This window comes from Hyphomicrobium sp. 1Nfss2.1, from assembly GCF_965243865.1.
Lineage (GTDB): Bacteria > Pseudomonadota > Alphaproteobacteria > Rhizobiales > Hyphomicrobiaceae > Hyphomicrobium_A.
On record NZ_OZ251603.1, the window covers coordinates 3,706,692 to 3,726,809 of the forward strand.

The following is a 20,118-nucleotide window of genomic DNA, read 5'->3' on the forward strand; positions in this document are numbered from 1 at the left end:
GTAAAGAAGCCATGTGATGAAATTCGGGAAGCGTTAGTAATTCGAAAAGCAGCGTGAGAGCGCTTGTTGCGCGGCTTTCCCCAAAAATGACGTGGTGAATGAAAAACGCCAAAAATGTATGGAGAAAACGAGAGATGATGCCACGCCTTTGTGCCATTGCGGCGGTGGGGGTTGTCGCCAGTCGTTTGTTGTCCGTTGATGCCGCTGCTGCTGATCTGGGTGGGGATTGCTGCGCAGATCTCGAGGAGCGTATCGCCGAGCTTGAATCGACGACCGCGCGTAAGGGCAACCGTAAGGTGTCGCTGACGGTTAGCGGCTGGGTTGCCAACCAGATCATGAGCTACGACAACGGCGTCGCGAGCAACACTTACGTCACCGGTGTTGGTTCCACGCTCGGAACGCACGTCAAGTTCACTGGCTCCGCCCAGGTTACCAACGATGTCACGGCCGGTTACGTCATGCACATCGAGATGGCGACATCCGACCCGATGACGGCCGGCAACACGCAGTTCAAGGCCAACGGACCATCGGCCCTCGGCATCGTCGCCTCGAATGGCGGCCTGCAGTACAACCAGCCCGAGCTGCTCTATTCGTACTGGTTCTTGAAGAGCAACAAACTCGGACAAGTGGACGTTGGTCTCATTCCGCAAGCTTCGGAGCACGCCGCGGTGCTCGTCGACGCGTCCGGCTCGCTCATTCCCGCCAACTGGGTGCCGGTCAATGGCCTTGCCATTAACCTGGCACGTAATGGCCAGCAGAAGTATCTGCCCAACGGTGTCGGCTTCCCGATTGGTGCAGCTATGTGGTGTAGCTCAACGGCTCTTCCCATTGCCGGCGATTGCGACGCTATCCCGATCGACGGCATTCGCTACGACACACCCACCTTCCACGGCTTCTCTGGTTCGGCCTCTTGGGGCGGTGACGACTTCTGGGATGTTGCGGGTCGCTTCTCCGGTGAGGGGCACGGCTTCATGTTGAATGCCACCATCGCTTATTCGCGCAATACCGACGAGCAGATGTTCCAGGGCTTCAACGCCGTCACTGGTCTGCCCTACACCGTCAAAGTCGATGCCGGCTACCTGCAGATGGGTGCCTACCTCCAGCACATGGCAACAGGTCTGTTCCTGTATGGCGCCTACGGCAAGGAGTACAACGACAACGTCTACATCACCGCCAACCAGACCGACAATCAGCCCAGCGGCAACAACTGGTACCTGAAGGCTGGTCTGCGTGAGAAGTGGGTGTCCCTCGGTCACACTGTTCTCTATGGCGAGTTCGGCAAGCGCAATGACATGTTTCACCCGCAGCTTGTCGACTTCGGCATTAGCGGCAGCGAGCTGACGCAGTGGGGCCTCGGCGCGGTGCAGGAAATCGACGCGGCGGCCATGTCTCTGTGGGTCAGCTATAAGAACTATGACCCGAGCTTCAGCGGTCCGGGTGTCGTGGCTGCCGAGTTCGACAATCTCGACGACCTCGACATCTTCACGGCAGGTGCTCTGATCAACTTCTGAACCGTCGCAGCAGCAACCTCGAGAGGACGGGCCGGCGCCCGTCCTCTTTTTTGTCCTGGAGGGGAACAGCTGTCGCACGGGCTGGCTTTATCGACCTGTCAGATAAGCAGCACCGGCGCGCGCGGCAGGTGACGCGCGGCACAAGATAATTCAATCAACAGGCGTGGCGGCCGATGCGCGTGACCGGCAACCCACCGCCCGTATTTCGAGCCTAGTTGCTAGCGGCTGAGGGGATGCTGAGCTGCTGCGCCGCCTCTCGCGTCAGATAGATGCCGTTGCCCCAGGTGCGTGCGTAAAGCAGATAGCCGTGTGCCCTCAGCACACCCGAGATCGAATCCCCGGCTTCGCTGCCTGCACTGACGAACTCTGCGCAGATAATCGTCGGGCGCGACGCGAAGTCGTACGATTGCAGGATTTCGACATCGAGCCCCTCGACATCGATGCTGAGGAAATCGGGGAAACGTCCGTTGCAGTAGCGTTCGATAATCTCTGCCAGGCTGCAGACCTCGATATCGAGCACATCCTGGATACGGAAGGCGGGGTACGCCTCGACGAATGCGCGCGCCGATTCTTCCGAGAACGAGTTCCTGCCGCTCGTTCTGTCGATGCGGTAGTACTTCATACGCCCACCGTGCTGCGCCGCTCCGACATTGACCACCAGATCCTCGGGACGCACGGCGCGGTAAGGAGCGATCAGGTCGGGGTTGGCCTCGATGACCACGCCGCGGCTGCCCGCCATATAGAAGAACGCCGTGTTACTGCAGTGGAGCGGATGATGCCCGCCGATATCGAGGTAGCTGGGGCGCTCCACGCCCAGCAGCTTGAAGACGTTCGCGACGATGAGATCCTCGCCACATTGCGCGTAGCTCGTGGCGCCGAAGACCTGATCCTGATGTCCTCGATAGATCGGGTTTACCGAATCCAAGACGTTACCGAGAAGTCGTTTTGCGCGCGCTGTGCCTCTCGCAACAAGGCGTGGGCGATCAATCGTTGCAACCAAGGTGGTCAACCTCCCTCAGTTCGTGGCACCCTGGCCTGAAATGTCGCGCGACGCAAAAGTGTCGCTACTCGCCGGGGCCTTGCAGAAATGCAAGCGCGAGCGTGACACCGCGTTCCGGGGGCAACAAGGCGTACGCGCAATTCGGCTTTGGATAAGTGACTCAATATTCCAGCGCGCAGCGCCACCGCCGGCGTCGTCAGGCGGTCGTTGACATGCAAATTTATTCTGCCCATTATTTAGGCATGAGCATGCTCACCTACCATCTGAAGCTCCCCCAAGAGGGTCGAGAAGCCGCAGGCTCGTAGCCCGGCCTGAGCGCGCCTCCGCGCGCGAGAAGCCGGGACCTTCATCTCCTTTTTTTCCCAACTTCCAAAAGCACGGATCGTGCGGGGTGACGTGTGCGCCACGCGCAATTCGTGTGCTGACTCACATGCTCCGAGGACGTCATGAACTTTCATCCTCCAACCAACTCGCTACCTCGCATCACGCTTGGCGTGTCGGAAGAGCGGCGGTTGAGCGCGCTCGCGACCGCAGCTGCGCTTGCTGGCCGTGCTGAATCGGTTGCCCGCATCCTCCTGGCCGAAATCGAACGCGCAGACATCGTGCGGGATGCTGATCTCCCTTCCGACGTCGTACGCATGCATTCGTGGGTCGAGTTTGAGGTCGACGAACGCAACCAGCGCTGCGTGCAACTCGTCTATCCCGGCGAAGCAAACATCGAGCAGAACAGGGTTTCCATCCTGACGCCGATTGGCGCCGCACTGATCGGCCTGTCTACAGGGCAGACGATACCGTTGCTCGGTCACGATGACCGCCCGCACCGGCTCACCCCACTCAAGGTCATGCGCCATCCGCCGAACGTCGCCAGCGACGAGCGGTCGGCCGGCGGTGAATAACATCTCACATTGGACTCGCGACGACAGTGATGCACATCGACGAAAAACTGACCCCCATTCTGGCAGAGGTCCTTCATCGGAATGCCGGCGAAGACGAGTTCCACCAGGCAGTCAAGGAGGTACTGGGCAGCCTTGGTCGCGTGGCGGCGAAGCACCCGCGTTATGCCAACGGAGCCCTGATCGAGCGGCTTTGCGAGCCCGAGCGGCAAGTCATCTTCCGCGTCCCCTGGGTTGATGATCAAGGACAGGTCCGGATTAATCGCGGCTTCCGCGTTCAATTCAACTCGGCGCTTGGCCCCTACAAGGGCGGCTTGCGCTTCCATCCCTCGGTAAACGTCGGCATCATCAAATTCCTCGGCTTTGAGCAGACCTTCAAGAATGCCTTGACCGGTATGCCCATCGGCGGCGGCAAGGGCGGATCCGATTTCAATCCGCGCGGTCGCTCTGACGGCGAGATCATGCGCTTCTGCCAGTCTTTCATGACCGAGCTGCATCGCCACCTGGGTGAGAACGTCGACGTGCCTGCTGGCGACATCGGCGTCGGCGGTCGCGAGATCGGTTACATGTTCGGGCAATATAAGCGTCTGACGAACCGCTACGAGGCCGGCGTACTGACCGGCAAGGGCCTCACCTACGGCGGGTCGCGCGCACGCACCGAGGCGACCGGGTACGGCGCTACGTACTTCGTGCAGAGCATGCTTGGCACCAAGGGCCAATCTTTTGCCGGGCGCAGAGTATCGGTCTCAGGATCGGGCAACGTCGCCATTTACGCCATCGAGAAGATCGCAGAGTTCGGTGGCAAGGTCGTCGCATGCTCGGATTCGAACGGCTACATCGTCGATGACCACGGTATCGATCTGGCGCTCGTCAAGGAAATCAAGGAAGTCCGCCGCGCGCGTATCTCCGAGTACGCGGCTGTCAAATCCGCCGCGCACTATATCGAAGGCGGATCGATCTGGGACGTGCCGGCAGACGTCGCGATGCCATCCGCCACTCAGAACGAGCTGACCGGCAAGGACGCTCGCACGCTGGTCAACAATGGCGTCATTGCTGTCGGCGAGGGCGCCAATATGCCGTGCACGCCCGAGGCTGTGCGAGTCTTCCAGGAGGCAGGCGTTCTTTTTGCTCCGGGTAAAGCGGCCAACGCCGGCGGTGTCGCTACGTCAGCACTAGAGATGCAGCAGAACGCATCGCGCGACAGCTGGACGTTCGAGCAGACCGAAGCGCGGCTCGCCGACGTCATGCGCAATATTCACGACCGTTGCGCTGAAACAGCGGCCGACTATGGCGCTCCCGGCGATTACGTTCTTGGCGCCAACATCGCCAGCTTCCTTCGTGTCGCCGAGGCGATGGAAGCCCTCGGCGTGATCTGACAGTCCAACGGTCTTTGCTGATCCAGGATGTACACCGGCGGGAGACTGCCGGTGTTCGCTTCAGTGCACCCGAAGTGGCGTCGCGCGAAACACCGATGCCCGGCAAACGACTGCGGCGTCATTCTCGATGACGACAAGCCCTTTAAGCTTGCGAGCGCAGGGCAGCACTGATGCTGCCAAGCTCACCGGCAAATCGATATTAGAGGGTGGGCTGTAGATTGGCTCCGCGGGTAGGAGCAAAGTCATTGGTTCGTACCTCTATAATGTGTTGAACCGTCTAGATATTTTTTCGAGATGCAAATTCATGTTGGGTCAATCGCTGGTTCCAATGTTGGGTTAGTTCGGTCCGGACATTATGCTAGTTGGAACGCTTTTTTTGGCTGTTTCGCTCGCCACAAGCTCATACGGAATAATACTACGCGCAGGATTTGGCGTGCTAGCTGAGAGTTGCCTCTCGCCGGCGTTACGAACATCCGCTCGGTCACAGTGAACGAACCCGCTGCCGCGGGAGAGCGCTTTGCCCGAGCGGCGCCACGCTGCCCGGTGCAGAGTGGCCGTCGAGGGCGTCCCGTGGACGTCCGCCCACAGCCGCTCTGCGGACTTCTGTGAGCTCAGATAAGCGCAGTACCTCTAGTCTCGCGCGGCATCGTGCACTACGACATAATCCCCACCGTCATTCAGCCGAAGCTCACCACCAGTCACCAGAGCAACACCCGGTGAATAGGACGCCGTGTTCGAGAAATGGTTTGTCGCGTATGCGCCTGCGTCTACGACGGCAACGATAGAGTTTCCAATTGTTACAGATGCTGACCACGTGGCCTGGTAAACTTTCGGCAGCTCTCTTCCGAACCGCTCAAGTTCCTGTGCGATCCAGCGATACATTTTGACCGCGTCTCCAACCGTGATGCGGTGGCGGTCCCGTTCCGACTTGGCCAGATGAAATGCGCGCGTGTCTAAACGTGTGATCAGCTTGAGTGCTTCCGCGTCGTCGGCCGACTCGCTGGATGCAACGAAATCCTTGTTGTAGTCGCGGGCCTTGTAGTTGTTGCCGTCCTCGTTCATCAGAAACACCCGACAGTTTCTGGCGTGGACGGCGAAGCACTCAAAATACATTGACGCTCGCTGACCCGGCTCGCTCCCCGCAAGCAGATTGAGTGCATAGCCAAGCATGCTTATCTCGTAGCTCAGATGCTTGGTCAGGAATTCCTTATTTTGATCTGCTGATGCCATGCTCTGTTCATCTGTTATCGTCTGGCCGCAGTTCTACCTGGAGGCTGGGCTCTGAGCACGTCGCTGCACATGGTAACCTTGAGCTTCGGTGCGATTCGCTATCGTTCTTCAAGGCTCGGCGGAGGAAACGATGAGTGCAGCCGACGGCCTTTGGCGCGGAACTGATAGAGTCAGGTTCTTTTGCAGGCACCTCGTGGGCCTGTGCATTGCCTTTGAACATCACGATGACGAGCAGACTGGGCATACGCCGCGCTTCGCGGCGTACGCAGGAACGCTTATCCGCATCCGGGACGCCTACTGCTTCCTCACTGCGGGCCACATCCTGCGGGAAGTGGAGCAGGCCCTTCAGAGCGACAACGTGGACATAAAGTCCGCGGTGTTGGCTGACACCTTTGGCCGCGGAAGGTTCAAGGATCATCCGATTCCGTTCGATCTGAAGAGCGCCAGCATCTTCTATATCGACGATGACGACGAAGGCCTCGACTTCGGCGTGATGCTGCTCCAGCCTTACTATATAAGGCTCCTGGCTACGAACGGGATCGTTGCTCTCGAAGAAAAGAACTGGGCGCATCAGGCCAGTGTACGGTTCGACGGATACGCGATGCTCGGCCTCCCTGAAGAGTATACGTCCGCATTCGTCTCCGCGTCCGGCGATGGTGTCGTCTCCCCTACCATGTTTGCCGTTCAGCGTGTCGCGCCGCCGCTGGCGGGAGGCCGATCGACCAAATTCGAGCGCTTCGTTGCCCAGGTCGATCCGGCAATCGGTCTGAAGAGCATCAAGGGAATGAGCGGCGGCCCGATCTTCGGATTCAATCTCGAAGAGCGCCATCCGCGCTATTGGGTCGTAGCCTTACAGAGCGCATGGAGTCCCGCGCGCGGGCTGGTATTCGGGTGCCCACTGCCGATCCTCGCATCGCTAATGACTGCGTGGAGTGGAGAAGCGACGCTGTCAGCGTAGTTTCAAGCCTGCCCAAAGACGGTGGGACATGTAGTGCTTGGTGTGATGATGTTCAATAAGTGTACCAAGGGTACACTTATTGAACATAAGTTAAACTTGCCAGCGGTTTGTATTAATGCTACTTTATGTACCATGAGTACACAAAAACTGGGGAAGTTGAACTGGCTCGCGCGGCATCTTCCAGAGGGTATGCCGGTCGATGCCGCGTGGCTTCGACGCCAGGGCTATACCGCCAACCTGCTTCGAAAGTACGAGGCTGCAAGATGGCTCTCGCAGCCGGCGCACCGCGTCTATGTCCGGCCGCGCGGCTCGCTGACCTGGGAGCAGATTGTCCTCTCTCTGCAGACCCTGCTGCGCTTGGATGTCGTCGTTGGCGGCCGAACTGCGCTCGAACTCCATGGATATGCGCACTACCTGCAACAGACCGTGACCGAGGTCCACTTGTACGGGCCGACACCGTTGCCGACCTGGCTCAAGACGCTGCCGGTGGATGTCCGCTTCATCTATCACAATGACGGAAGGCTGTTTCGCACGCACCGCGCCTCCACGGCTCCGTATCAATTGGAAGGCCCGTCCGAAGCCGCCAAAAGACCCGAAGGTGTAACGGTACAACCCTGGGGTCCAGGGAATTGGCCCCTCGTCCTATCTACGCCCGAGCGCGCCGTGCTCGAACTCCTGGACGAGTTGCCCGACCGGGAAAGCTTCCACCAGGCGGACATGCTGATGGAGGGACTCTCCACGCTCAGCCCCAGCAGGATGGAGAAGCTCCTGGTCGATTGCCGCAGCATCAAGGTCAAGCGTCTCTTCTTCTTCTTCGCCGATCGTCACAAGCATGCCTGGCTCAAGCGTATCGACCGCAAGGCCATCGATCTTGGCAAAGGCAAGCGCGTGCTCGTCAAGGGCGGAAAGCTCGATGCCAAGCACATGATCACCGTGCCGGAGGATCTCGATGCCGCTGGCTGAGAACTTCCGTCGGCAAGTCGATCTTCTACTGCGCGTTGTCCCCTATATCGCGAAGGAGAAGTGCTTCGCCCTGAAAGGGGGGACCGCCATCAATCTCTTCTTCCGCGACCTCCCTCGGCTCTCCGTTGATATCGACCTCACCTACGTCAACGTGCTCCCGCGGGCGAGATCCCTGGGTGCGATTGACAAGGCGATGAAGCGCATCGCCGCCCGGATCGAGAAAGGGATCAAGGGCGCCCACGTTACGCAGACAGTGACAGAAGGCACCGTCACCAAGCTCTTCATTCAGGAGCGTAGGGTCCAGATTAAGGTCGAGGTCACGCCAGTCATGCGTGGCTCTGCTTACGAGCCCGAACTGCGCGGGGTCACGCCTGCAGTTGAGGAAGCATTTGGCTTCGCGGAGATGCCGGTCGTTTCTTTTGCCGACCTCTATGCCGGCAAGATCGTCGCGGCACTCGATCGCCAGCACCCTCGCGATTTCTTCGATGTTCGGCAGCTGATGGCCAACGAAGGCATCACCAATGAGATCCGGGCCGGCTTCATCGTCTATCTGCTATCCCATCATCGCCCGATGGCCGAAGTACTGGCTGCACCAGCGAAGGACATCCGACAGAAATACGACGCCGAGTTCGTCGGTATGACCGATGACGCGGTCACGCTCGACGAACTCCTTGCAACACGCTCCGAACTTGTAGCGGCGATTGTCGGTGACATGCCTGAAGCGCATCGCCGCTTCCTGGTATCGTTCGAGCGTGGGGAGCCGGATTGGGATCTTCTCGGACTCAAGGGCGTCAACAAGCTGCCCGCTATCCAATGGCGTCAGCAGAACCTCGACAAGATTTCGAAGAACAAGCGGGCCGATCTCGTCGCGCAGCTCGAGCGCGTCCTCGGACTCGATGTCACCCCGTCGCAGCTGACCTTGCTTCCAGAAGCAAGCGCGTCCAAGAAGCGCCGCGCGTCAAGAGTCCAAGGCTGAGACCCGCGACCGTGGAGGAACGTCCGCTGCGCGTCGACCCCTCCACCCGCTATGGTCTGCGGTGCACCGCTATGCGTGGGACCCCGTTCGTGTGTGCCCGGTGTGTGCGCAGGCAAAGCGGGATTTGGCGCGGGCCACTGAGCGATTGAATTGATTGGTGGAGCCGAGGAAACCGAACCCCTGACCTCTGCAGTACGATTGCAGTGGCCGTTTGCGGGTCATACAGCCGTCGCCACTTCTGCTGACGACGCGATCACCTCCAGTCGCCATCGATGTCCGGCGCGACCGACGCCCAGTTCGTCACGTCTGACCTTGTATACGAACGCCGATCCCGCAAGCTTGCATGCGTCAGTTCTCGACGTCCGCCGACGGTCACGACCGGATATGATCGGCAAGTCCGCTTTCGAGGGAGCTGACGACGTGCCGTCGCATCCAGCCCGATGCGTTTGCCCGGCGGCCTACGATGACCGCAAACTCGGCATCGCGTGAGTCCGTCGCCCCTTCACACCGAGCTGGCCGTTCGCTCTTATGATGGAAATAGAAGAGTGTTTCTAATTCTCAATTCATTGCCGTTTCGCGTGAACAATAGAGGCACAATTAGGCTGCGAATAGCAGTGAAATGGATAGCATTTCTGGCGGCTTTTGTCGAGTGATTAGGCGGGCTGCAAGATCCCACGGAAGTCCTTCTGACGGAGCGCAATGCTCGATAGGGTATGGCGGTCGAGCACCGACATGAACTGGTCAAGCGCCTCGCGAAGAATCCCCTGCAAGCGGCAGCATCTGGTGATGACGCACTGATTGCCCGTAGCAAAACACTCGACGAGTGCAAAATCCGGCTCGGTGTCCCTGACGACGTCGCCAAGCACTATCTCTTCAGCGGGCTTTGCGAGCTTCAGGCCGCCGGAGCGACCGCGCACGGCAGTGAGGTATCCGGTGCGCGTCAGGGCGGTTGCAACCTTCATGAGGTGTGCGCGCGAAATGCCGTAGGCGTCGGCCATCTCCTCGATGGTGACGAGACGGTCCCCGGCAGCGTGCGTGAACATGAGCATGCGCAGCGAATAATCGGAGAACAGAGTGAGGCGCATCGTGCCCGCTCCTTAACTAGTGGCCGGTTCTCAGCCGCGGCTTTGTCAGCATGGGCCAGTAGACGACGGCAAACGTACCATAGGCCAGGACCCAGCCGGCCGCTGCAAGATGAAGCATCGGCATGCGCGCGACGTCGAATCCGGCAAGGAGGCGCGCACCGACCGCGACCAATATCGCCGCGTAGAGCGCGGCCGTGGCGGTGCTGGCGGTCAACTCGCGGCCCGAGTGTCCGAGGCTGGCGCGAGTCATAACGGCGAGCGTCATCAAGCCGACAGCCCCGATGGTCCAGGCATGGACGGCACCACTCGGCGGCAAGACGTCCGGAGCAATGATCGAGAGCGCGACGAGAAAGAAGCCGATCGGGACGAATGCGTAGCCCACGTGCAGCACTAGGACGAGCACTTCCGGTGAGGTGCGGTCACCGGCCCAGCGAGCGAGGCGAACGGAATGCAGTGCGCCAGCAATGGTCAGCGCCAAGGCGGTGAAGGTGGCGAGCGGCGCTGCAACCCAGGCAACAAGCGCAACAGCGCCGGCCAGTATCGTGACGCCATCATAGCGGCTGAATGGGACCGGCAGGCGTCCATGTTCCTGACGCACCAGCCAATTGCGTGTGAAACTTGGAATGATGCGGCCGCCTATGAGCGAGATCAGGAGCACTGCCGCGGCGATGCCGATGCGCGTGCCGTAGCCGTTGCCGCTTGCGAAAATCGCCTCGGCATAGAAAACGGCATTTCCGACCAATAGGAGCGTGACGAGAGCGAGGACGCGCAGGTTCTTGATGTTGTTTCCGGTGATGATCTCGCGCGCGATGACTGCGATCAGAGCCAGAAGAAAGCTGAGGTCGATCGCCGCGGCAAAGCCGAGCCCGGTCAGGCCCGAGGCAAGCACGGCGACGCGGCCGGCAGCCCACAGGAAAAACAGAGCGAGCAGGGGCGTACCAAGAATCGGTAACCTGCCCGTCCAGTTCGGAACGGCGGTCAGCAGAAATCCAGCGACGACAGCAGGCAGAAATCCATAGAGGAGCTCATGCGCGTGCCACTCGAGCGGGCTCAGAGCCATAGGAATGGTCAGCGCGCCTTCGAGCATCGGCAGCCACAGCGCGACGATCAGCGCGGCCCACAGACTGGCGCCAAGAAAGAAGGGACGAAAGCCGAAGCTTAGGACAGCCGGGCCCGTGTAGGCGCGCATCTGCTGGGCTGAGGTGCTCATGACCTAAACGTCCTGCCGCTCGCTCACTGCGAGTCCACGGCGCGTTCCCACACACAGAATTGAAGCGGCCGAGGGTTTCATCGTCGGTGCCATGGTGCTAAAACGAACATCTAGGATAGTTCTTTTAGCTCCAAGGGAGCAACCGGTCAACGTTTGGGGGCAATCGAGGCGGAAAAAGCTTATGACGTATGTCGTCACCGAGAATTGCATCAAGTGCAAATTTACGGACTGCGTTGAGGTATGTCCGGTCGACTGCTTCTATGAAGGCGCAAACATGCTCGTCATAAATCCTGACGAGTGCATCGACTGCGGCGTGTGCGTTCCGGAGTGCCCAGCCCACGCAATCTTCTCCGATTCAGAAAGGGAGGCAACGCCGCAGTGGCTCGACCTCAACCGCCGGTACTCGGAGGCGTGGCCCAACATTACCGGTAAAAAGGCGCCATTGCCTGGAGCCGACGGCGAAAACGGCCGTCGCGGGAAAGCGGCCGAGTTTTCGCCGTTGCCGGGAGAGGGTGAGGCGCACCTCGCTGCCGAGTAGTCAAGTCGACTGCTACTTGCAGCCAATGAGTGCGATCGCGTTTAGGTGCCGCCGGTGCTTGTGAAAGGTATGCCGCATCGTCAGCACGCGGCGGCGTGCTTGCCGGTCCGTGGCGACATTCTTCAAGAACTTCAGTGCGCCCCAAAGGCCTTCGTCGGCGATGAGCCGTGCCGGACGGAGAAGGTTCATGGGCGCAAGGCGAACGCGCTCGACGTGGAAGCCAGCCAACTGGAGAAGCTGCGTCCACTCCTGCGGCGTCGACGGGCGCGCGCCGACGTGGATAGCTGCCGATAGTGCGTTCTCAATATCCTGCTTGACGTGCGGCGGGGCATCGTCGGGGACAATCGCCAACTCGTGGATTGCGTATTGTCCGCCCGGTCGCAGCAGGCGGTAGGCTTCTGCGATAATTTTCTGCTTGTGCTCCGTCGGGTGCATCGACAGCATCGCCTCGCCTATGACGACGGTGGCGCATCCATCGGCAAGTCCCGTCGCATCGGCATGACCAATCTTGACGGAGACATTCTCGCGAGCGGGCAGGCGCTCAGACGTCCAGGCAGCCGCCGCCTTATCGCGCTCGATGCCCACATAGGAACGGGGGTTTTGCTGGAGCACGAGGCGGGCGGTGACGCCGAGCCCCGGCGCGAACTCAACGACATCATCGCTGCTGCCGACACCGATGTCAGTCAGCAGAGCTTGTGTCATGGCAAGTCCGCCCGGCCTCAGCACGCGTTTTCCTAAGCGCGCCAGCAGCCAGTGACCGGGCATCTTGTCGGCTCTCAGGGTGTGACCGGGAAGAACTTCAATGGGTTGTGTGGCTTCTGTCATGGTCAAAGCCTTTCTACTCTCGCTCTCTTGGTGAAGGGCAAACGTCTGTGATGGCGATATGACGTTCAATAGTTTCCTTTCACGCCGACGATGAATGCGCGCCCGTCGCCAGGGAGGAACGCGGCTTGGCCAGCAGCCGCCTGGTCGACGATAAGCGTCGAGGACGCGTACTTTTCATCGAAGATATTGCGAACCTCGCCGTAGAGGCTGAACGCCTCGTTGACGTCGTAGTTGGCGCGCGCATCGACGGTGACAAAGGAGCCTGCGAATAATGTGTTGGCGTTGTCGACGGGCGTCTCGCCCGGCTGCCAGTTGACTTCCGTTTCCACGAACAGGCTCGGGGTCACCGTGTAGCGGAGCGCGGCGTTGATCGTGTGGGGCGGAGCGCCCGCAAGCTGGTTGTCGCCGTACAGAGCATCGCCTTCGAAGCGGAAGTCCTGATAGGTGTATGTGACGCGGGCGCCCAGGGTCTCAGTGAGCCGTGCCGCAAAGCCGAACTCGACGCCGAAGTGGCGGGTCCTGTCGGCGTTCACGGCACCGAGCGACACGCCGGAGGCGTCCCGCAGGTTGAGCAACTCATTCTCAACCCACGAGTAGTAAGTCACCGCCTCCCAGCTCATCGAGCCTTGGCGCCCGCGCCATCCCCCCTCAACCGTCGTCGCCGTCTGCGCGTCGAGATCGGGCGTCGCAAAGGCATACCTCAGGGAACCCTGGTTGGGGCTTCCAGGGCTGAAGAATGGCGAACCGCTTATGGTCGCCAGCAAGTCGTCGTGCGTCGGCGGCTCGAAGCTGCGACTCACCGCGCCGAAGAGTTTGGTCGTAGCTGTCAGATCGTAAAGAAGGCCGGCGCTTGGTGTCCAACCGGAATAGCTGCGCGAGTAACTGGTGTCCTGCGACAGCGCGAAGGCGTTCTGAAGTGCGCCGGAGACAGGATTGTAGCCCGCGACAGGGCGTGTGCCGCTGCCGAACCGGTCGTCGTTGTCGCGCGTGGCATAGGCGTAGCCAATCGCTGGGCTGAGCGTGAATCCGGCGCCGACAGGAATGTTGAGAGCGGCGTGCAGCGACACTGTCGACGCGTCGAGCTCGCTCTCGCCGAACTTGGCGCCTTGGCTGCCGCTGAGGTTGATGAAGTTCTGGCGCTCGGCGGAGCCTACGATGTACTGCGCGGTGGCTTCGAACAGCGGAAGGGCTGAGGCCGTGCTCGGGTTATAGGCGTAGCGTACGACGCTGGTAAAATCTCCGCCGTCAGTGGTACGGATGCCCCCGGAGATCGGGAAGCGGAAGGTGTCGTCAGTGTAGGCGTATCCTAATCCGACATCGAAGAGATGCTCGCCGTACGTAGCCGAAGTGCGCGACCCGATGCGGAATTGCTCGGTATCCCGCCGCGGCCTGTCGCGCAGCACATCGGGTCCAGGGTTGAGGATTGTCGGTGGATTTCCGGGGATGACGGTCGGCCCGCCGTAGACCTGCTTCGGGTTCTGCTCAAGAAGCGCTTTCGTCAGCGGGCCGGCGACATCGAAGCCGAGATCGGTATAGCCGAGGAAGAGCCGCGTCGAGATGTTGTCGTCGACCTTAGCGCCTGCATTGATGTTGAGGTTGGTGCGCTCCGAGCTGTTGTAGTCGCGAAACCCGTCGCGCTCGCTGTAGCTGATCTGCGCGTTGGCATCGAAATTACCCTCGCGCGCGCCTGCTCGTGCAGTGGTGGTGACCTGCCCAAAGCTCCCGGCTTCGAAAGTCGCGGTGGCGCCGGGGCTGGATGAGCCGGTAGGCGAGGTGAAGTTGATCGCGCCACCGAGAACGGTTGCGCCAAGTCTGTTGGCGGTGTAGCCGCGATAGATCTCAGTGAAGTCGGCTTGCCGAGGGTCTGCGAGGCCGACGACGTACGATCCGTCGGCGCGATTGAGAGGCAGTCCGTCCTGCAGAATAAGAACGCCGCGCTCGACGGGGTTCTGTTGCAGGCCAGAGCCGCGGATCTGAATTCTCGGCTGGTCATTGCCGCCGAAGAAGTTCTGCACGATGACGCCGGGTACGATCTTCAGCGTGTCGCCAGCCGTCACGTTGGCTCGGCCGGCAAGCTCTCTGGCAGCAACGACATCGGTGCCGCCGGCGATCGCTTCGATGCGCCGGCGCGAAATCGCCTCCGGATCCTGTGGTCGTCCGGCTTCGCCGTCGGCGGATGCGGTTTGACCAGCCGATACGCTGGGCGAGGCGCTTGAGGGGCTCTTCTTCTTGGCAGTCTTCTTAGTCGGCGTCGCCGCCTCGACCGTCACGGGCGGCAGGGAGACTGTGGCACCCGGGGCGGCCGACTGTGCAAATGCAGCCCCGGTCAAAGCGCTTGGAGTGAAGGCTAGGGTCGCGACCGCGAACAGGTACGGCCGGTGTACTGTGCGCGCAGCATCAAGGCCGCAAGACCTTGCAGGCCAGCCTGATGCGAACTCACCCGTAACGCCAGACGTGACCACTCGTACTCTACGCATCCCAGAACTCCCAACACGCATACGCCACCCTCGGACCTAAACGGCCCGAGACATTCGATGAGGATCATTAGGAGTCGAGGGACGGGGCAGCGCCCCCAAGCGGAAGGAGAGGGCTCAAAACGGGAGAATATTGTCATTTACCGGACAGGGACTGACTGACTGGCGTCAGGCCCTCCCACGAGCGGTCCTATATTGCGCGGGGTTCAAATCGAACTGCCGGCGAAAGGCTCGGGCAAATTGACTTGGGTTGGCAAATCCTGCTTCCAGCGCGATCTCCGCGATTGTCAGGTCGCTATGCAGCAGAAGGTTCTGCGCCGCAGCAAGTCGCTTGTAGCGCGAGAAGCTGGCGATGCTGTCGCCGTAGCGGCACTTGAAGCAGCGCTTCAAATCGCATTCGTTCATGCCGACAAGCGTGCTGAGCTCTGTGATTGTCGGCGGATCGTCGAGACGCTGGGTGAGGATGTCGGCAGCAAGACGCAGCTTCGAGACGGTTCGTGGAGGAAGGCTTTGGGCTTCGCCAGCGGCCGGTTTCGGGTTTTTGTGACTGGCATAGCCCCAGGCAAGCAACGCGAGCACCGCTTGCTCAGCGGTGAGAATGTCTGCGTCGGTGTCGAAGCTCAGATCGAGAAGTGCCTTCGCATGTGTGAGGCCGAATTCATCGAGGTCGATCTGTAGGTCACTGGATGACGCGTATTCCTCGCCCATCAGGAAGGTAGATATCTGGCACTCGAGGCCGCGAGGACAGGTGGCACACCACGAGGAGGGGAAGTGTACGATGACGGCTAGGGTTGCGGGGGCGGTGAAGTCTATGCGCCTTGCACACCGACAGCAGGGTTGGCGCAGTATGTACAGAGTGTCCGGCTTGAAGGATTGCAGCCTCGACGGTTCCTCGTCTGACTTCAGGGTCGGGCTACCCGCAAAGGTGATGCAAAAGTATGTGCCCACGGCGCTGAGGGGCACTGAAGTTCGACTGCCAGGTCGCACCCGAGTAAGGCCCACCCCGCCGCGCAGATCGACGGTCGTGCTGTCTGGCACGCCAACGGCCGCGCTGTGCAAGCGCGCTGCAATCTGAGACTGAACTTCCATGCTCGAACTCATCTCGAACCTTGAACGGTCTCAAGGCGCTCAGCAAATGAGGTCCTGGAAACGCCGCTACAATGGCAGAAAGTATTAGTATTGCTTACGACACAAGTAAAGAAAGCGGGCGTGCGAAAAATCGCCACTTAAATCATATGGTTTTGAGGTGTTGGTCAGTCAGCGATGCTTCTGGGCTTCGTCGGCGTGTAGCCTGGACTCAAGCATATACGTCAACGCGGCCAGCCCAGGATCGCTGTGCGCCTGGCACCTGCCGATCATGGTGATCCATGCTTCGTCGCCCGCGGTATTGGCAAAGAGGCGGACGCTGGAAGCGACGTATTCGCCAATTTGCAGCTGTGCCGCCGCAGCGGCGGCAGAGAGGCGCCGCAGCAACGCGGCGTCTCGTATGGTTCCGGCAGCTTCGTCGGCTACCGCCGGATCCTCCATGCGCCAAATTAGGTCTCCGAGTGTCATGATAACTGGATGCTCCTGTGGCGTTCGTCGTTTCGGTCGGGGCTCAAAAGGCGAGTTCCCGAATTCCATATTCTGGCGGTCATTCGGCGGGCCGGATGGATGGCGTAGGCATGATCGGGCGTTCATGGATATCGGTGTCGGAACTCAGCAGGCCTCCGCGGCGGGCGTAGACCCACCAAGTGATCGCGATGCACGTGACGTAAAAGCCGAGGAAGCCCCAGAGTGCGGCCTCGGCGCTGCCCGTCATGGAGATGGAGGTGCCGTAGCTCTTAGGAATGAAGAATGCGCCATAGGCGGCAATCGCCGAACTGAACCCAATTATGCCTGCGCTCTCTTTTTCGGCGTTGCGCAGGCGAATTGCATCATCAGCGTCAGGCAGTAGCCGAGACATCTCCTTGCTCATGATGGCCGGGATCATCTGGAACGTTGAGGCGTTGCCGACACCGCTGACAACGAAGAGAAACAGGAACATGCCGAAGAACCCGGCGAAGTTGGCAATGCTCAGGAAGTAAAGGACACCCGCGACTCCGGCCGCCATGCCGACGAACACCCAGAGAGTCACGCGAGCGCCGCCGTATTTGTCGGCAATCCAGCCCGTAGCAGAGCGCGATATTGCTCCGACGAGGGGACCTATAAAGGCGTAGGCAAGCGCATTCACCTCGGGAAACTGGAGCTTGGCAAGCAAAGGAAACCCTGCCGAATAGCCGATGAAGGATCCGAATGTTCCCGTGTAGAGCCAGCACATGATCCATGTGTGCCTGCGCTGGAATATGATGGACTGCTCCGCGAAGGATGCGCGTGCGGAGGCGATGTCGTTCATGCCGAACCAGGCAGCGAGCGCAGACGCGACGATGAATGGCACCCAAATGAAACCGGCGTTCTGAAGCCACATCGGGTACGTGCGATCGCCTTCCGCCACCATGACAGGGTCCCCGCCGAGCCAGCCGAACACGCCCGCAGTGATAACGACCGGCACGAGGAACTGCGCGACGCTGACGCCGAGGTTGCCCAGTCCGGCATTCAATGCCAGCGCGTTGCCCTTCTCACTCTTCGGGAAGAAGAACGAGATGTTGGACATTGACGAGGCGAAGTTGCCGCCGCCGAAGCCACACAGCAGGGCCAATGCAAGGAAGATCCAGTACGGGGTATTAGGATTCTGGACCGCCATTGCGATGCCGACCGCGGGGATCAACAGAGACCAGGTCGCGAGCGTCGTCCACAGTCGGCCGCCCAACACCGGAACCATGAAGGAATAGAATATTCGCAACGTTGCGCCCGAGAGACCGGGCAGTGCAGCGAGCCAGAAGAGCTGGTCGGGGGTGTATTGGAATCCAGCGGTCGGCAGTTTGGCGACAACGACCGACCACACCATCCAAACGGCGAATGAGAGCAGCAATGAAGGGATTGAGAGCCAGAGGTTGCGCCGGGCGATGGCGCGCCCTGTCGTTTGCCAGAACACGCGGTCTTCCGGTCGCCAATCTTCGATGAGGCTCGGACCCAAAGCGCCGACGTGATGCGGCTGGTGGATCGGCTGCATCTCTGGGAGCTCGGGCAGCCTTTTGAGATCAGGTACCGTTGCTCGCCGCTCCATGCGGCGGATCGAGAAGTGCATCCACGCAAGCGCCGTAGTGACCAACAGAAAGAGCAGCATGAAGCAGCTCGTCCAAATGCCGGTGAGATCGTTGAGCATCCCGAACGCGATCGGCAGGACGAAGCCTCCCAATCCACCAATCATGCCGACAAGACCGCCGACAGCGCCGACATTTTTTGGATAGTAGACTGGAATATGCTTGTAGACGGCGGCTTTCCCCAGGCTCATGAAGAACCCGAGCACGAACACGATGACCGAGAAGGGGACCAGTCCGATCTCAAGCTCGAAGGTGATCGGGCCGCGGATACCCCGCACCACGTATTCGGTCGGCGGATAGGACAGGACGAACGTGCACGCGACCGACACGAGGAACGTCCAGTACATGATGCGCCTGGCGCCGTACTTGTCGGAGAGGTGTCCCCCATAAGCGCGGAAAACACTGGCGGGGATAGAGTAGGCCGCACCGATCATTCCGGCGCTGGCGATGTCGAGGCGGTACACGCCGATCAGGTAGCGGGGCAGCCACAGGGCAAGCGCGACAAAGGCGCCGAACACGAAGAAGTAGTATAGTCCGAAACGCCAGACCTGAAGGTTCTTCAACGGAGCCAGCTCAAGCCAAGCACTCTTCGGCTTTTCGCCGCTCATTGCCCGCTCGCGCTGAACTGGGTCCTCGCTGGTGGCGAACCAGAATACAACGGCCATCAGCGCGATAGCCCCGGCCCATACCTGCGCGACCGTCTGCCATCCGTATGCGATGAGCACAAAGGGCGCCAGGAACTTGGTGACCGCGGCGCCAACGTTGCCTGCACCGAAAATGCCGAGGGCGGTGCCCTGCTTCTCGGGCGGATACCAGCGCGAAACGTAAGCGACGCCGACGGCGAACGCGCCTCCCGCGATGCCGACACCCAAGGCGGCGAACAGCATTTGTGGATAGGTCTTCGCGTACGTGAGGAGCCATGTCGCTAGGGCTGCCGCCAGCATCACGAGCGTATAGATGCGACGACCGCCGTATTGATCGGTCCAGACGCCGAGCGCGATCCGGGTCAATGATCCCGTCAGTATCGGAGTGCCGACCAGAAGGCCGAACTGTGTTTCGTTGAGCCCCAATTGCTCCTTGATCTGGATTCCAATGATCGAGAATATCGTCCAGACTGCGAAGCAAACCGTGAAACCCAGAGTGGAGAGCCACAGGGCCTTTCGCTGCTCATGCGCGCTGACGACGGGCATAATGGTCGCGCTCCGCTCAATACCTCGGCCGGGTTAATCGGTGCCAATTATCGCGTGAGCGACGGCAGAGGCACGTTGATCTGCGTTAAGTGCGAAGGGCCCCGAGGGGTGCGTCGTTATCGCGAGGTGTCCGTGTCCGATGGGATGCAAGTTCAAGCCCCTCGATGTTGGCCTGCTCAACCAGCATGCGCACATATAGCGCCCGCGCCTGTGTGATGGTGGCTGCGCGCAGATAGCTGGCAATGCGCTCTTTCACTGGTTCGAACGGGAGTTCTGCGCCCTCAATACGGCGGTCGAGGCGTATGATGTGGAGTCCGTAGCGTGTCTCGACGGGGGCTTGAGTGATTTCTCCCGGCTGGAGACTAGCCAGAGCCCTCTCAAATTCCGCTGTCGTGTCGCCCGGGAGCAGCTGGCCGAGATTGCCTCCATCGGCCGAGGAAGGGCAGATTGAATAGGCTCTCGCCAAATGCGCAAAGCGCGACGGGTCTTCGCGGAGCGCAGAGATGATGGCGTGAGCATTGCGGCGCTTGGCTTCGAACGCAACGTTTTCGTTGCGCGAGACTGACAGCAGAATGTGCGCCGCCTCATAGATGGTGGGAGTACGAAACTTATCGCGATTGCGGTCGTAGTAGCGGCGGCAGCTGTCGCCATCTGGCTCTGGGGTGACGACGAAGCGTTCGATCAATGCCCGTATATTTGCCTCTTCC

At 60.4% G+C, this 20,118-nt stretch carries 17 protein-coding genes; 7 read left to right on the top strand and 10 right to left on the bottom strand.

Going from position 1 to position 20,118, the window contains the following annotated elements:
• Positions 1 to 134 precede the first annotated feature (134 nt).
• Entirely contained in the window at positions 135 to 1,511 is a 1,377-nt protein-coding gene (locus ACP15D_RS18110; RefSeq protein WP_424958811.1) for a hypothetical protein, read from the top strand.
• A gap of 211 nt (positions 1,512 to 1,722) precedes the next feature.
• On the opposite strand, the gene ACP15D_RS18115 is transcribed toward ACP15D_RS18110, so the two are convergent.
• Positions 1,723 to 2,436, bottom strand: coding sequence for an FkbM family methyltransferase (locus ACP15D_RS18115; protein ID WP_424958812.1), 714 nt, complete (start codon positions 2,434 to 2,436; stop codon positions 1,723 to 1,725).
• Positions 2,437 to 2,957: 521 nt separating this feature from the next.
• On the opposite strand from ACP15D_RS18115, the gene rnk reads away from it, so the two are divergent.
• Together rnk and gdhA are read left to right on the top strand one after the other, a co-directional pair.
• Complete coding sequence (rnk, locus tag ACP15D_RS18120; protein WP_424958813.1) at positions 2,958 to 3,407, top strand: nucleoside diphosphate kinase regulator; 450 nt, start codon at positions 2,958 to 2,960, stop codon at positions 3,405 to 3,407.
• A 29-nt stretch (positions 3,408 to 3,436) separates the two neighbouring features.
• Positions 3,437 to 4,780, top strand: coding sequence for an NADP-specific glutamate dehydrogenase (gene gdhA, locus ACP15D_RS18125; RefSeq protein ID WP_424958814.1), 1,344 nt, complete (start codon positions 3,437 to 3,439; stop codon positions 4,778 to 4,780).
• Positions 4,781 to 5,410: 630 nt separating this feature from the next.
• On the opposite strand, the gene ACP15D_RS18130 is transcribed toward gdhA, so the two are convergent.
• Entirely contained in the window at positions 5,411 to 6,010 is a 600-nt protein-coding gene (locus ACP15D_RS18130) for a hypothetical protein (protein WP_424958815.1), read from the bottom strand.
• 193 nt (positions 6,011 to 6,203) lie between these two features.
• Here ACP15D_RS18130 and ACP15D_RS18135 point away from each other — a divergent pair, with 193 nt between their 5' ends.
• From ACP15D_RS18135 to ACP15D_RS18145, 3 genes are all read left to right on the top strand, one after another.
• On the top strand, positions 6,204 to 6,968 hold the full coding sequence (locus ACP15D_RS18135) for a hypothetical protein (RefSeq protein ID WP_424958816.1): 765 nt from the start codon (positions 6,204 to 6,206) through the stop codon (positions 6,966 to 6,968).
• A gap of 132 nt (positions 6,969 to 7,100) precedes the next feature.
• A complete protein-coding gene (locus tag ACP15D_RS18140; protein ID WP_424959271.1) occupies positions 7,101 to 7,931 on the top strand; it encodes a type IV toxin-antitoxin system AbiEi family antitoxin domain-containing protein in 831 nt (276 codons plus the stop codon).
• Positions 7,918 to 8,907: a nucleotidyl transferase AbiEii/AbiGii toxin family protein gene (locus ACP15D_RS18145; RefSeq protein WP_424958817.1), complete on the top strand. Its 990-nt coding sequence runs from the start codon at positions 7,918 to 7,920 to the stop codon at positions 8,905 to 8,907. The genes ACP15D_RS18140 and ACP15D_RS18145 overlap by 14 nt, the downstream gene beginning before the upstream one ends.
• A 653-nt stretch (positions 8,908 to 9,560) precedes the next feature.
• Here the strand turns inward: ACP15D_RS18145 and ACP15D_RS18150 are convergent.
• Positions 9,561 to 9,992 carry an RrF2 family transcriptional regulator gene (locus ACP15D_RS18150; RefSeq protein ID WP_424958818.1) on the bottom strand — a complete coding sequence of 144 codons (432 nt, stop codon included), beginning with the start codon at positions 9,990 to 9,992 and terminating at the stop codon, positions 9,561 to 9,563.
• 16 nt (positions 9,993 to 10,008) lie between these two features.
• Positions 10,009 to 11,202 (bottom strand): NnrS family protein, encoded by a 1,194-nt coding sequence (locus ACP15D_RS18155; RefSeq protein ID WP_424958819.1) that lies wholly within the window; start codon positions 11,200 to 11,202, stop codon positions 10,009 to 10,011.
• Positions 11,203 to 11,383: 181 nt separating this feature from the next.
• Between ACP15D_RS18155 and fdxA the strand changes: the two genes are divergently transcribed.
• Complete coding sequence (fdxA, locus tag ACP15D_RS18160; protein WP_424958820.1) at positions 11,384 to 11,740, top strand: ferredoxin FdxA; 357 nt, start codon at positions 11,384 to 11,386, stop codon at positions 11,738 to 11,740.
• Positions 11,741 to 11,752: 12 nt separating this feature from the next.
• Here the strand turns inward: fdxA and ACP15D_RS18165 are convergent, their stop codons facing one another.
• The 6 genes from ACP15D_RS18165 to ACP15D_RS18190 all read right to left on the bottom strand — a co-directional run bounded on the left by ACP15D_RS18165 (position 11,753) and on the right by ACP15D_RS18190 (position 20,096).
• On the bottom strand, positions 11,753 to 12,565 hold the full coding sequence (locus ACP15D_RS18165; protein ID WP_424958821.1) for a class I SAM-dependent methyltransferase: 813 nt from the start codon (positions 12,563 to 12,565) through the stop codon (positions 11,753 to 11,755).
• Between the two features lie 65 nt (positions 12,566 to 12,630).
• Complete coding sequence (locus tag ACP15D_RS18170; protein WP_424958822.1) at positions 12,631 to 15,042, bottom strand: TonB-dependent receptor family protein; 2,412 nt, start codon at positions 15,040 to 15,042, stop codon at positions 12,631 to 12,633.
• Between the two features lie 165 nt (positions 15,043 to 15,207).
• Complete coding sequence (locus ACP15D_RS18175) at positions 15,208 to 15,747, bottom strand: helix-turn-helix domain-containing protein (protein ID WP_424958823.1); 540 nt, start codon at positions 15,745 to 15,747, stop codon at positions 15,208 to 15,210.
• A gap of 549 nt (positions 15,748 to 16,296) precedes the next feature.
• Positions 16,297 to 16,593, bottom strand: a complete 297-nt coding sequence (locus ACP15D_RS18180) for a hypothetical protein (protein ID WP_424958824.1) — start codon at positions 16,591 to 16,593, stop codon at positions 16,297 to 16,299.
• Between the two features lie 79 nt (positions 16,594 to 16,672).
• Positions 16,673 to 19,411, bottom strand: a complete 2,739-nt coding sequence (locus tag ACP15D_RS18185; RefSeq protein ID WP_424958825.1) for a nitrate/nitrite transporter — start codon at positions 19,409 to 19,411, stop codon at positions 16,673 to 16,675.
• A gap of 85 nt (positions 19,412 to 19,496) precedes the next feature.
• The gene (locus tag ACP15D_RS18190; protein WP_424958826.1) at positions 19,497 to 20,096 is read right to left on the bottom strand and encodes a peptidylprolyl isomerase; all 600 of its coding nucleotides are present in this window, start codon (positions 20,094 to 20,096) and stop codon (positions 19,497 to 19,499) included.
• Positions 20,097 to 20,118 lie beyond the last annotated feature (22 nt).